Source organism: Pseudomonas sp. 22515 (assembly GCF_052044625.1).
Lineage (GTDB): Bacteria > Pseudomonadota > Gammaproteobacteria > Pseudomonadales > Pseudomonadaceae > Aquipseudomonas > Aquipseudomonas alloputida.
Genome location: NZ_JBQENN010000011.1, coordinates 83,676 through 96,728, shown reverse-complemented (window position 1 = coordinate 96,728; position 13,053 = coordinate 83,676). Strand labels below are relative to the sequence as shown.

Annotated in this window: 12 protein-coding genes; 3 read left to right on the top strand and 9 right to left on the bottom strand. The window is 64.0% G+C overall.

What is annotated here, in order from left to right; genetic code table 11:
* Positions 1 to 12: 12 nt before the first annotated feature.
* Positions 13 to 465 (bottom strand): hypothetical protein, encoded by a 453-nt coding sequence (locus ACTJJN_RS12575; RefSeq protein WP_088513320.1) that lies wholly within the window; start codon positions 463 to 465, stop codon positions 13 to 15.
* Between the two features lie 169 nt (positions 466 to 634).
* Here ACTJJN_RS12575 and ACTJJN_RS12570 point away from each other — a divergent pair, with 169 nt between their 5' ends.
* Both ACTJJN_RS12570 and ACTJJN_RS12565 read left to right on the top strand, forming a co-directional pair.
* Positions 635 to 1,099, top strand: coding sequence for a hypothetical protein (locus ACTJJN_RS12570; protein WP_004577148.1), 465 nt, complete (start codon positions 635 to 637; stop codon positions 1,097 to 1,099).
* Between the two features lie 121 nt (positions 1,100 to 1,220).
* Positions 1,221 to 2,033 carry an SDR family oxidoreductase gene (locus tag ACTJJN_RS12565; protein ID WP_003251736.1) on the top strand — a complete coding sequence of 271 codons (813 nt, stop codon included), beginning with the start codon at positions 1,221 to 1,223 and terminating at the stop codon, positions 2,031 to 2,033.
* Positions 2,034 to 2,281: 248 nt separating this feature from the next.
* On the opposite strand, the gene ACTJJN_RS12560 is transcribed toward ACTJJN_RS12565, so the two are convergent.
* The 4 genes from ACTJJN_RS12560 to ACTJJN_RS12545 all read right to left on the bottom strand — a co-directional run bounded on the left by ACTJJN_RS12560 (position 2,282) and on the right by ACTJJN_RS12545 (position 7,405).
* The gene (locus tag ACTJJN_RS12560) at positions 2,282 to 3,736 is read right to left on the bottom strand and encodes an efflux transporter outer membrane subunit (protein ID WP_440781300.1); all 1,455 of its coding nucleotides are present in this window, start codon (positions 3,734 to 3,736) and stop codon (positions 2,282 to 2,284) included.
* On the bottom strand, positions 3,733 to 4,794 hold the full coding sequence (locus tag ACTJJN_RS12555; RefSeq protein WP_440781299.1) for an HlyD family secretion protein: 1,062 nt from the start codon (positions 4,792 to 4,794) through the stop codon (positions 3,733 to 3,735). The genes ACTJJN_RS12560 and ACTJJN_RS12555 overlap by 4 nt, the downstream gene beginning before the upstream one ends.
* A 28-nt stretch (positions 4,795 to 4,822) precedes the next feature.
* Positions 4,823 to 6,364 carry an MFS transporter gene (locus tag ACTJJN_RS12550; RefSeq protein ID WP_440781298.1) on the bottom strand — a complete coding sequence of 514 codons (1,542 nt, stop codon included), beginning with the start codon at positions 6,362 to 6,364 and terminating at the stop codon, positions 4,823 to 4,825.
* A 135-nt stretch (positions 6,365 to 6,499) separates the two neighbouring features.
* Positions 6,500 to 7,405: a LysR family transcriptional regulator gene (locus ACTJJN_RS12545; protein WP_003251728.1), complete on the bottom strand. Its 906-nt coding sequence runs from the start codon at positions 7,403 to 7,405 to the stop codon at positions 6,500 to 6,502.
* Positions 7,406 to 7,621: 216 nt separating this feature from the next.
* On the opposite strand from ACTJJN_RS12545, the gene ACTJJN_RS12540 reads away from it, so the two are divergent.
* Positions 7,622 to 8,074: a universal stress protein gene (locus ACTJJN_RS12540; protein WP_088513316.1), complete on the top strand. Its 453-nt coding sequence runs from the start codon at positions 7,622 to 7,624 to the stop codon at positions 8,072 to 8,074.
* A gap of 71 nt (positions 8,075 to 8,145) precedes the next feature.
* Here ACTJJN_RS12540 and ACTJJN_RS12535 read toward each other — a convergent pair whose 3' ends face one another.
* From ACTJJN_RS12535 to ACTJJN_RS12520, 4 genes are read right to left on the bottom strand one after another with little or no spacing between them, the layout of a single operon-like run.
* Positions 8,146 to 9,006, bottom strand: a complete 861-nt coding sequence (locus tag ACTJJN_RS12535; RefSeq protein ID WP_004575355.1) for an efflux RND transporter periplasmic adaptor subunit — start codon at positions 9,004 to 9,006, stop codon at positions 8,146 to 8,148.
* Between the two features lie 10 nt (positions 9,007 to 9,016).
* Positions 9,017 to 9,217: a DUF1656 domain-containing protein gene (locus tag ACTJJN_RS12530; protein ID WP_009685040.1), complete on the bottom strand. Its 201-nt coding sequence runs from the start codon at positions 9,215 to 9,217 to the stop codon at positions 9,017 to 9,019.
* Positions 9,207 to 11,384 carry an FUSC family protein gene (locus tag ACTJJN_RS12525; protein ID WP_003251716.1) on the bottom strand — a complete coding sequence of 726 codons (2,178 nt, stop codon included), beginning with the start codon at positions 11,382 to 11,384 and terminating at the stop codon, positions 9,207 to 9,209. Before ACTJJN_RS12525 ends, ACTJJN_RS12530 begins: the two co-directional genes overlap by 11 nt.
* Positions 11,381 to 12,910 (bottom strand): efflux transporter outer membrane subunit, encoded by a 1,530-nt coding sequence (locus ACTJJN_RS12520; protein WP_012053683.1) that lies wholly within the window; start codon positions 12,908 to 12,910, stop codon positions 11,381 to 11,383. The genes ACTJJN_RS12525 and ACTJJN_RS12520 overlap by 4 nt, the downstream gene beginning before the upstream one ends.
* Between the last annotated feature and the right edge of the window lie 143 nt (positions 12,911 to 13,053).

Below are 13,053 nucleotides of genomic sequence, written 5' to 3'. Positions count from 1 at the left end.
GGGCGAACCTGCTTATTCAACGCTTGGGGCTATGACGTAGATGTCGAATGGGCCACCCACCACCCTGAAAGGTCGCTGCAAATCATCCTCCCCTTCAAATTCGAAGGATTCAGCCCTGATGCTTGTGGCAGTCATTTCGAGTTTCCGGATACGTCCGGATTTCGCATAGCCGCCATAGGTTGTGCCGCGCTTGTGAACAAGCGCCCGGTTCGCCTCACCCCCGATAACGACATCCCGCACGCCCTCCTGTAGTTCCAGATCGAAGTCAATGTAGACGTCCGCATCTTCGGCCTGCCCCTTGTACGCATACAACCACGCTGATTTTTCAGCGCTCCCGTAGTCCACGCCCTCGGAAACGAAATCCTCCTTTTGACCCGCAAGGCTGATGACAGCCGTAACGTTGCCCTTGGCAGGCGTTTTTTTCATTTCTTGCACAGGTTTTTGCTCAACCGATGTGTCACTCATGGCCATGCTCCTTTTGAATAGGCATGGCGGAATCTAGAATGGATGTACCCTTTCCACTACTCGCAGTATTGCCAGGTCTGGCTTCTGGCATAGTTGCTCACCGGTTACCTGACCGCTGGGTTTTAGATAGGCTGTAGATATCCCTGCGCGCGAATGAGGCGATTACGCGATGCTGATCGGTGCCCTGCTGATCCTCACCTGGCTGGTGTTGTTGTTGCGTTACCCAGCCAAGGCTCTTCCCATCTCCCTGGCGGCCGTGTTTGGCCTGGGCCTGGTGGCCTTGTTCGTGGTCTGGCAAGACAGCCGCGAAAGCAGTCGATTGGCACGCCTGGACCTGCGCCTGACCTACGCCCCCGAACACTGTCCCGCCGACCGTGCCCTGCAGGTACGCATGAAGAACGGCAACGACGTGCCGCTGACCGAACTGCGCTGGCGCGTGGCAGCGTACGCACCGGGCGATACCGTAAACCTGGCCGAGAACACCTACAATGCACCGCGATACCGAGGGCCAGGTGAATTGCAGCCGGGGGCCGAGTGGCATGACTGCCTGCCATTGCCGCCGCTGCGTTCCGGCTATCGGCCGCAGACCCTGGAATTCCGGGCAGAGCACCTGCAAGGTACATTTGCCAATTGATGTGTTGCCTATGCCGGCCTCTTTGCGGGTCAACCCGCTCCTGCAGGGTGTAGGGGCAGGTTGACCCGCGAAGAGGCCGGCACAGGCAACAACCAATCCTCCATGACAACAGGCCCCTACCATGCCCACCGTCCTGATCACCGGTTGTTCCAGCGGCATCGGCCGCGCCCTGGCCGACGCCTTCCGCGATGCGGGCCACCATGTCTGGGCCACCGCCCGCAAGCCTGAGGATGTCGAGCAACTGAGTGCCGCCGGCTACACGGCCCGGCAGCTGGATGTAAACGACGGCGAGGCACTGGCCCGCCTGGCAGAGGAACTGCAAACCCTCGATATCCTGATCAACAACGCGGGTTACGGTGCCATGGGCCCACTGCTCGATGGTGGCGTCGACGCCCTGCGCCAGCAGTTCGAAACCAACGTCTTCGCCGTGGTCGGCGTTACCCGGGCGCTGTTCCCGCTGCTACGCCGCTCACGCGGTCTGGTGGTGAATATCGGCAGTGTATCGGGCGTGCTGGTCACGCCTTTCGCCGGCGCGTACTGCGCCTCGAAGGCGGCTGTGCATGCCCTGAGCGATGCCTTGCGCCTGGAGTTGGCGCCGTTCGGTGTGCAGGTGATGGAAGTACAGCCGGGTGCAATTGCCTCGCAGTTCGCCAGCAATGCCCAGCGCCAGGCTGAGCAGGTGCTGGCGGTCGACTCGGCGTGGTGGCCTTTGCGTGAGCATGTGCAGGCGCGGGCGCGGGCATCGCAGGACAAGCCAACGTCGGCGGCGGTATTTGCCCAAGGCGTGCTGGCAGCAGTCGGCAAGTCGCCGGCGCCCGCAGTGGTACGTTTGGGGAATGGCAGTACAGCCTTGCCGCTGATGGCACGGTTGCTGCCGCGGCGGTTGCTGGACTGGGCGCTGCGCAAGCGCTTTGGCCTGCTGCGCCCACTCTGAGTGATCGCCTGCCTGTACCCGCGAAAGGGCCGGGCCTGCAGGCCAATTTTCACCCGCCGTTCACCGTTGCCGCCGCTACCGTATTCGCGGGTAAACCCGCTCCTACACAGATTGGTGGTGGACACACATCGGTGGTTGGACACAGGCCGCCGTGTAGGAGCGGGTTCACCCGCGAAGAGGCCGGTGCAGCCTGCAAAGAATCAGGCCATGGAGCGCAGTGCCCCCCCTTCAAACTCTGTGCTTCCTCCCTAGCTGTGAGCATTCGGCAGCTGCTCGTCAAACGCCTGCCAGCCACCGCCCAGTGCCTTGTAAAGCCCCACCAGCGCCTGCGACACCGCCGCCGAGCTGTCGATCCATTGCTCCTCGCTGGCCAGCAGCGCGCCTTGCACCGTCAGCACATTGAGAAAGTCCACCGCCCCTTCCACATACTGGCGCTGGGCGGTTTCCAGGGCGATACGGTTTTGCCGCACGGCCTCGGCAAGGTGATCACGGCGCAACTGACTGGCGTTGTACAGGCGTAGCACATCGTCAATTTCATGCCAGGCCCCCAGCACCACCTTGCGATAGTTCAGCGCGGCTTCCTGCTGTTGCGCCTCGCGCAGTTCCAAGGTGCCCTTGAGCCGGCCGCCCTCGAAAATTGGCAGCGACATCTGTGGACCGAAGGCGAACCGGCGCGAATCCCAGCCACCGAAATCCGACAGCTGCATCGCCTGGAAGCCGACACTGCCCGACAGGCGGATACTCGGGTAGAAATCCGCCTTGGCCACGCCAACACTGGCAGTGGCGGCATGCAGGCGGGCCTCGGCCTGGCGGATGTCCGGGCGGCGCTCGGCCAGTTCGGACGGCAAGCCGATGGCAAACTTCTGCTGCGGCGCAGGCAGCTCGCCGCCTGGCAGCAATTCGGCCTGGAGGCTGCGCGGCGGCTCGGCAGCGAGCAGGCTGAGGGCATTGATCAGGTCATCACGCCGCGCTTCCAGACTTGGCAGGCGCGCTTCGATAGAAGCGACCTGGGCGCTGGCCTGGGCCACATCCAGGCGTGTGGCAACGCCTTCGGCCTGGCGGTCCTGGGACAGCTTCAGGCTGTGCCGGGCGACCCTGAGGTTATCCTGCGTCACATCGAGGGTGTGCTGCACGGCACGCAGCTGGATGTAATTGCCGGCGGTTTCCGAAAGCAGTGCCAACAGCACACCGCGGCGGTCATTCTCGGCCACTTCGACCGTGGCATCGGCAGCCTCGACCTGACGCCGCACACGGCCCCACAGGTCCAGTTCCCAACCAGCCACCAGGTCGCCCTGCCAAAGGTTGAAGGCTTCTTTCCCGGCTTTGCCGGACGGATCGCTCAAGCCATCGGCGCTGTTACGAGCGCGGCTGTAACCGGCATTCACGTCCACCGACGGTACTTCGTCAGCAGCCAAGGTACTGCGCAGGGCACGGCTTTGCAGCAGCCGCGCGCTGGCCATCTGCAGGTCGAGGTTGCGTTCGGCAACGCGCTGGATCAAAGCGCTCAGGCGGGCATCGTGGAACGTTTCCCACCAGCGCAGTTCAAGCGGTTCGGCCTGCGGCTGGCTGGCCGCCGCCTCGCCTTGCAGCGGCGCCCACTGCTGCGGGGCCTGGCTATCTGGGCGCAGGAAATCCGGGCCCAGGGTGCAACCGGTCAGCAGCACAGCCAGCAGCAAAGGGCTCAAGCGTAATCCCGGTTTCATCGCGCGCTTACCTCTTTGCCGTCCAGCTTGTCGCCACGCGTGTCGATGGTGGCTTCTACCGACATGCCCACACGCAGGCGGGTGAGCAGTGGCTGGCCATCATCGAGAACGATCTTGACCGGAATGCGCTGCACCACCTTGGTGAAGTTGCCGGTGGCGTTGTCTGGCTTGACTGCGGCAAAGGTTACGCCGGTAGCCGGGGCAATGCTTTGCACATGGCCTTGCAGGGTTTCGCCGGAGAAGGTGTCGACGCTGATGCGCACCGGCTGGCCCGGCTGTACGTGGGTCAGCTGGGTTTCCTGGAAGTTGCCGACCACATAAGCCTGCTGCAACGGCACCACCGACAACAAGCGGGCGCCCGGGTTGACGTAGGCCCCCACGCGCAGGGCGCGTTCGCCGACCATACCGTCCACCGGCGCTGTGATGCGGGTGTAGGACAGATCGAGCTGGGCCTTTTCCAGGCCTGCTTCGGCACGCTTGAGCTGGCCATCGGCGCTGGCCACTTGAGCCGTGAGGATGTCCACCTGCTTGCGCGCCGCCACCCGCGCAGCTTGAGCGTTGGTCAGGCGAGCACGGGCTTGATCGACCGCGCTGCGCGCCTGCTGGGCGTTCTGCACGGTACCCGCGCCCTGCTCGGCAAGGCGGCTGTAGCGGTTGACTTCATGGTCGGCGAACGCCGCTTCAGCCTGGGCCGCCTTCACTGCCGCTTCGGCCTGGGCAATCAGCGCGTCCTGGCGTTCAAGCGTGGCGCGGGCATCGGCGCTTTGTGCCTGGGCTACCAGCAACTGCGCCTGCGCAGCATCCAGCGCGGCCTGGTAGTCACGCGCGTCGATGGTCGCCAGCAACTGGCCAGCCGTGACCTGCTGATTGTCTTCCACCAGCACTTGCTTGATGAAACCGGCGACTTTGGGCGCGACCACGGTGTAGTCGGCGGTCACATAGGCGTCATTGGTGCTCTGGCGGTGATCGCTGCCAAACATCCAGGGGCCGACGATGCCGGCCAGGACGGCCACGGCCAGCACCGAGCCGATGAAAAGGGTTTTGCGGTTGTTGGTCATTTCAATGGTTCTCGAAATCATCCAGGGCTCAAGCCACCGCACGCGGCGGATAGACCCGGGTAGGCACGAAAGGAATCAGGCAGATCAGGGCCACGGCGATACAGGCCAGCACCAGATAGAGGTCAGCCGAGGTCAATACCTGCGCCTGGTCGTGAATGCGCTTGGCCAGGCCGGCGGCGTTGACGTCGACCAGCGGGGCGTTGCCCAGGCTGTCCACCAGGTGATTGGAATGGAAATGCCGGCGCAGGGTGCCAAGAACATCCAGCAGGCCACCGGCGATGACTGCGGCCAGGCCCTTGACGGTGTTGAACCAGCTGGAGGCGAACGGGCCCTCCTGCGGGGTCATGCCATTGGTGGACAGCATCAGCAACGGCAGCACTGCCATCGGCTGGCCGAACACCTGCAGCAGGTAGAACGGGTAGAAGTCGCCACGGATCCACTCGCTGGTCAGCAGGCTGCTGCCAACACAGGACACCGCCAGCATCGCCAGGCCAATGCCCAGCACCCAGCGGCAGTCCACTGCACGGATGTTGCACAGTGCCGCCGTCAGCGGCAGGGCGATCAGTTGCGGCATGGCCACCAGCAGCATCAACGGGCTGGTCTGCGCTGGGCGGTAGCCCTGGATCTGCGCAAGGTAGGCCGACGGGATGCTGCCCACACCCGAGAGCACGATCAGCACACCGGCCAGGGTCACCAAGGCGAAACTCAAGTTGCGCCGCTGCAACAAGCGCAACTGGAAAAACGGCAACGGCTCGGACCACTCGTTGTACATGAACAACACCAGCAACAGCAGGCCACCGCCCAGCAGCCAGCAGATCAGCGGCGAGTCGAACCAACCCCAGCGGTCGCCCAGCGACAGGCCCAGCACAGTGCAACTGATGGCGGGCAGGCCCAGCAGTACGCCCCGCCAGTCGAACTGTTTGAAACGCTCCAGGCGCAGCGGGTCCTGCGGCAGCCCCCAGCCTACGCAGACCATGGCCAGCAGCGAGGGCAGGATGATCTGCCAGAATGCCCATTGCCAACCGACGTATTCGGTCCACAGCCCCGCCAGTGGCGTGCCGAGGTTGGGGCCGAAGGTGGCGGTCAGGGCGTAGCAGGCCAAGCCATAGACCTTGATACCTGGCGGCAAAAAGCGCAGGGCCACGCTCATCAACATCGGCGGCAACGCGCCAGCGGCAAAGCCCTGCAGTACACGCAGCAACATCAGGCTGTGCAGGTTGGGGGCGAACGGTTGCAGCAGGCCAAGCACGGCGAACAGACCAATTGCGCTCATGGTGAAGCGCCGCAGCGAGAAGGTCGTGGCCAGCCACGGCGCAAAGGCCATGGCGGAGACCGAAGCGGCGCTGTATGCCGCCAGCAACCAGGCACCTTCGTCGGCACCGATGCCCATGGCGCCGCGGATATCGGCCAGGGAAATCTTGGTTACCGACTCGTTGAGGCCGGCGCACAGCACAGCCAACAACACACCGAACAACCCGACCACCACCTGCAGGCCGAACGCAGCCTGCGCGGGCGCAGCCGGCGCAGGGGCGGCGGCCATGGCGGCAGACGGGACGGACAGGGAACTCATGGGCAGACATCTCCGGCAACAAATTTGCGACTGGAGCAAGTCTAAAAAGGTCGAATGCTTACGAAAACTGACTTGTTGGCAGTTTTATATTGCGTCAAACGCAATCGGGCAACGGATGCGCACGTGCCATACGCCTCAAGGGTCCATCCTGCCGCACGCCTTCAACGTCTGCCGCAGCCAGCGATGGGCCGGGTCGTTATCGAACCGCGGGTGCCATGCCTGCATGACATTGACCTTTTCCAGTGGCACGGGGATCTCGAAGGACCTCAATGGCAGTTTCAGCCTGTTCACACTGTTCAGGATATTGGCGGGTATCGGCAAGATCAGGTCCGAGTCCGGCAGCGAAAACATCGCGGAGTGAAAACTCGTCGTGATCAGCGCTACCCGGCGCTCCACCTTGTAATTGGCCAGTGCCACGTCGATAGGCCCATTGGCACGGCCACGGCGTGACACGCTGATGTGCGGGTAGGCGGCGAAGCGCTCAGGGGTGATCTCGTCATCGAAAACCGGGTGCCCTTCACGCGCCAAGCCCACGAAGTAGGTGTTGAACAGGCTCTGAACCTTGATTTCGGGGCCCAGTTCAATGGCTGAACTGATGATCAAGTCGATTTGGCCATTGCGCAGCACCGCATCATCGTCGCCGCTGCCCTCCGGCACAAAACGCAGCACCGTATGCGGTGCCTGGGCCAGCATCATGCGCAACAACTGAGCGCCATACAGGGCGATGAACAGGTCATTGGTGCGGATGTTGAAGGCACGGTCCAGGTTCACCAGGTCGACATCGTCGCGACTGCGAAATACCTGCCCGGCCTGCTCCACCAGGCCATGCACCTGCTCGCGCAAGGCCAGCGCACGCGGCGTCGGCACCAGGCCACGGCCGGCCCGCACCAGGATCGGGTCACCCAGCGCTTCGCGGATACGCCCCAGGGTCCGGCTCATGGCTGCCGGGCTCAGGTTCATGCGTTGCGCCGCGCCAACCACGCTGCCCTCGTCGAGCAAGGCATCGAGGGCGACAAGCAGGTTCATGTCCGGAAGTTGCATGGCCGTTTTCCGTTACAGCTGTGGGAAATGTGATGGTATCAGGTTGATGGATTGCACCGGACGCAATGCGCTTGTGCGTGGTGGGCCATTTATTCAGGGAAAGGATTGGGTCAAGAATGATGCATGGCAGGTTCGGCCCTTTCGCGGGTAAACCCGCGCCTACGTTGGTCTACGCGAAGAGGCCGCCCCAGCCCCCAAATACATCAAGGATCCTGCATGCCCAGCCCCGTCCTGATCGCCATCGACGCCTCCCCCACATCTGCCGCCCTGCTTGCCCTCGCCCGCCGCTACTGCCGCCCGGGCGAGCACGAACTGCACGTGCTGCTGGCCATCGATTCGACCTTCGCGGTGCACGCGCAACCCGCGCCCTACACCGCCGAGGAACGGGAAGAATACCCCGCCGCCTGCGAGGAACAGCAGCATGCCGACCACGCCGTAGCCGAGGCCGTGCGCGAACTGCAGCAAGCCGGCTTCGCCAGCCAGGGCTGCATGGTGGCCGGGCTGCCAGTTGAAGCGATTGTCGCCAAGGCGCAAGAGCTGCGTTGCGAGCTGATCATCATGGGCCACCGTCACCTGTCGCGGCTGGGGCGGTTGCTCGACCCGTCGATCAGCGCGAAGGTGATTGATCGGGTCGAAGTGCCGGTGTTGGTGGGGGCGGCGAGTGCCTGAGTTGCGCGAGGTGTCGCCAAGCGGATCGGGCAGCGCGCGGGGTGCGCTCGATCGGCCTGGCGACGTATATCTCAAGGCGAACTCGGCTTCACCACCACCGTACAAGTCGTCCCCGCCGCCAGCAAAAACCCTTCCGGCACTTCATCGATGTGAATGCGCACCGGCACCCGCTGTGCCAGCCGCACCCAGTTGAAGGTCGGATTCACGTCGGCGATCAGCTCGCGGCTCTGTGGGTTGTCACGGTCGTAGATGCCGCGGGCAATGCTCTCCACATGCCCCTTGAGGCGCTCGCCGCTCATCATCTGCAATTCGGCCTGGTCCCCCACCTTCACATGCGGCAGCTTGGTCTCCTCGAAGAACCCGTAAACCCAGAACGAGTGCTCGTCGACCACCGCCATCACCGCTTCACCGGTACGCGCATAATCGCCCTTGTGGATATTCAGGTTGGTCACATAGCCGTCAACCGTCGCCACGATATGCGTACGCTTGAGGTTCAGCTCGGCTGCGGCCAACTCGGCAAGGGCTTGTTGATAATCGGCTTGGGCGGAATTGGCGATGTTGCTGGCGTCGTCGCGGTTTTCCTTGGAGATCACCAGGTTGTCCATGTCGGCACGGCGCTTGGCATTGACCTTGCGCATTTCCCAGGTGGCCTTGCGCGAGGCGACCAGTGCCTTGGCCTGGTCGACGGCCAACTGGTAGTGCTCAGGGTCGATCTGGATCAGCAGGTCGCCCTTCTTCACCCGCTGGTTGTCCTTGACCGGTACATCCACCACGTAGCCGGGCACGTCGGCAGCGACGTTGATGATGTCGGCACGCACACGGCCATCACGGGTCCATGGCGTGGTCATGTAGTGCAGCCACAACTGGCGACCGATGGCCACGGCAGCGACCAGCACCAGCAGGGTGGCGATCAGGCTGAAGAACTTTTTCATCGAAGGATTCTCACCAGTAGACAGTCAGCGCCATGGCGCCGAACAAGCAGACGAACAGGCTCAGGCGCAGCAGCGCCGGGTGCCAGAAGAAGCGGTAGCCATCATGGCTGGCAATGAACCGGTCCAGGCCCCAGGCCAGGCCCAGGGCAAACAGGAACATCAAGGTCATGGTGGGCATGTACACGCCATGGAAGGCGATCTCACGGGGCATGGTGCAGTCCTTTCGCCGGTGCCAGTGGCGACTGTGGGTCCAGCAGGGAAGTACGGATGAAGTGCAGGTAGCTTTGCACGCGGCGCAGCACCGAGGTGTCGAAGTGCCGGGCGAATGGCTCGTCGGTGGCCTGCACGCGTGCGATGGCGTGGTCCACTGCCACCAGTGCGCGCTCGTGGTTGCTGGCGCTGGGCTGCAGGAACAGCCGGGTCAGCGCACGGCCCATGACACGGATTGCCTGGCGCCAAGGCTGCGACTCGGCATAGGCCGGGTGCACCGGGGCGCGGGCTTGCTCCTTGCGCAGCTCGATGACGGCGTGGCCGATCTCCAGCACGGTGAACATCCAGCCCATCAGCTGGCTTTGCACCTGCGGCTTGCCGGCCGCCAGGCCATAGGCCTGGTGCAGCAGGTCGCGGGTGCGGCTTTCGAAGGCCGAGCCCAGGCCGCGCAGGCGGCCGCTGATGGCGAACAGCACCTGCTCGCGCAACGCCTGCTCCAGGCGGCTCCACAACCAGCGGCTGTTGGGCGGCAGGATGATCGCCCCGGCGGCGGCACAGACGAACATGCCGATCACCATGCCGATGTAGTCGTTGATGAAGGTGTACGGGTCATAAACGGTGAGGTTGTTCGGCACCGAACCAATCGCGAAGAACACCAGCAGGCCGATGCCGTAACCGGCGTAGGCAGGGCGCGACGAAAGAAACGCGCCCAGCACGAACACAGGCGCCAGCACCATGCACAGCAGCGGAAAACCATCGATCCAGGGGAACACGAAGAAGGTTTCGAAGAAGCCGACAAAAGCGCCGATGGCCGTGCCGCAAGCCATCTGGAACGACATGCGCTTGGGGTTGGGTGACGCCGCCGAAAGGCATACGGTGACCGTGGCGATCAGGGTCATCATGGCGCCACTGGGCCAATCGCTGAGCAGCCAGTAACTGCCCAGCAACAACAGCACTGCCGAGGCGCGCACACCGGCCGCCAGCGATACCAACCAGCTGGTCTGCGCCACGTAGGGCTCGTCCCACTGCTCGCGTTCGTGCTTGTGCGCGGCCAGCGAGGCATGGGTTTCGGCGTAGCTCAACATCTCGTCGACGAAGCGGTACAGCAGCTCGAACGCGGTGTGAAAATCGAGCAGGTCGGATTCGCTGGGGTCCGTTGCCAGGTACTCAGCCCGCAGCCCCCGCACCTGGGCCTGCAGGCCTTCCTTGTAGGCGGCCAGCTCCAGGGTCAGGCGCAGCGCATCGGCGTCAGTCAACGCCCGGCCCACATAGGGCTGCAGCAACTCCACCAAGGTGTTCAGGCCCGGTTCGATGGCACTGACGATCTGCAGCGGGCCACGGGCACGCAGGCGCTCCAGCAAGCGGTGCAAGGCATTGAAGCGGGTGGTGATGGCCATGAACTCGCTGTTCATGCGCACCAGCCGGCCACTGCGACGGCGCATGTGCGGGTCTTCGAAAGCGGTGACGTTGCGCAGGCTCTCAAGGCCCACGGCCTCTGCCACGAAGCGCACGTTGCTGCTCTCGAAGCGGTCCTTTTGACTGTCGCCACGCAGGGCCTCGACCACCACCCCGGCAAACACGCCAAAGCGCTGGTACAGGGCGTTGCGCATTGCGGCACTGGCCGACTGCGGCAGGATCGCGGCACTGACGAAGGTCGACACCAGAATACCCAGGGCGATTTCCAGCGCCCGCCATACCGCTGCCATGAACGCCTGGTCGGGGTGTTGCAGCACCGGCAGGCCGATCATCGCTGCGGTGTAGCCAGCCAGCACGAAACCATAGGCGCGGAAGGTGCGGTAGCGCATGGCACCGGCTGAGCACAGGCCCACCCACAGGGCCAGGCTGGGCAGAAACAGCTCGGTGTTCTGCGGGAAGATGGCGATCAGCGCCACCATCATCGCCGAGCCGGCCAGGGTGCCTAGCACCCGGTAGAAGCTCTTGGCGAACACATGCCCGCTTTGCGGCTGCATGACAATGAACACGGTGATCATGGCCGTGCGCGGTTGCGGCAGCTCCAGGCGCATGGCCAACCACAGGGTGATGAACGCGGCGGCCAGCACCTTGAAAATGTACACCCAGGTCACGCCGTCGGTGCGCGCCCAGGCAAAGAAGCCCCGGCGCCATTCCAGGCTTTGCAGCCAGCGCACGGGCAAACTGGAAGTGCTCATTCGGCGTTATCCGGCTTCTTGTCGAAAATGGCCAGGGTGGCCGGGGTCTTCGGTGCTGCCTGGCGTTCCTCTTTCGGCGCATCCTGACCGGCCTGCAGGCCACCACCCAGGGCGGTGACCAGCTCGGCATGGGCAATCAGGCGGGCGGCCTGCACCTGCTGCTGCACCTGCTGCTGGCGGAACAGCAAAGTCTGCGCGTTGAGCACGTTCAGGTAGTCGGTAAGGCCGCGCTGGAACGCGACCATGGCGATGTCGTAGGTTTTCTGCGCGGCAGCAACCGATTCGGCGGCGAAGTGCGACTGTTCTTTCATCGACTCGCGGCGGATCAACTGGTCGGAGATGTTCTTCAGTGCACCAACCACGGTCTGGTTGTAGCGGGCCACCGCCACGTCATACCCCGCCGAGGCCACGCCCAGTTCTGAGCGCAGGCGCCCACCGTCAAAGATCGGCAAGCTGATGGCCGGGCCGACGTTGTAGTTGAACTTGCGCCCGGTCAGGAATTCCAGCGGGCCACCGCCGGTGGCCATGAAGCCCAGGCTGCCGACCAGGTCGACGTTGGGGAAGAAGCCGGCGTGAGCGACGTCGATGCCACGCGCCTGGGCAGCCACCTGCCAGCGGCTGGCAACCACATCAGGCCGCTGGCCAACCAGTTCGGCGGGCAGGTTCGAAGGCAGTTTCAGCGGCGCGGCCAAGGCCAGGACCGGGCGCTGCAACTGCGCGCCTTCCCCCGGCCCCTTGCCGGCCAGTGCGGCCAGCTGGTTGCGGGTCAGGGCAATTTCTTCGTCGAGGCTGTCAAGCTGGCGGTGGGTTTCCGGCAGCGGCGCTTCGGCCTGGCTGACTTCGAAATGGGTGCCGATACCGGCATCCAGGCGACGCTTGGCCAGGGCCAGGATCTGCTCCTGCTGTTCCAGTTCGGCCTTGACGATATCGCGCTGGGCAAAATGCAGGCTCAGCTGGATGTAGGCACGCACCACATTGTTCTGCAGTTCCAGCTGCGCCTGACGGGCTTCGGCCACGCTCATGTGCGCCTGGTCCACGGCCTGCTCGCTGGCATTGCGCTCGCGCCCCCACAGGTCAAGGGCGTAGCTGAAACCGATGGCGGCGTTGTTGTCCCAGGTGTTGGCACCCGACAACGCGCCGGGGCCATAAAACTGGTCTTCAGGCCAGTTGTGGCGCTTGAGCGTGGCCTGGCCGTTGGCCTGGAGCTTTTCCGCCGACTCGACCACACCGGCCATGGCCTTGGCTTCGCGCACCCGCGCTGCGGCCATGGCCAGGCTTGGGCTACCGGCCACGGCCAGGGTAACCCAGCGGTCCAGCTGTGGGTCACCATAGGCGTGCCACCACTGCTGGTCGGGCCAGTGAGCGTCGGTCGCGGCTTCGCGAATGGCCGCGTCGGTGGTCAAGGTATTGGCTTGCAGCGTCTTGCTTTGCGGGGCAATGCCCCAGGTTCCGATACAGCCGCTCAAGGTGAGGGCAAGGGCACAGGCACTGAACGCCTTGAGCGTTCTGATGATGCGACGCGGCACAGCTGCGATTTCCCGAGGAAGAGGTGAAGGGGGCCGGGCAATTCTAGGGGGCGGCAGCACTGGCGATAAGCACAGATTCCTGCGAATCTTTGTTACCAAAACAGCGATAATCCGCCTTTGGTCGAAGGCAACTTTTTCTCTTT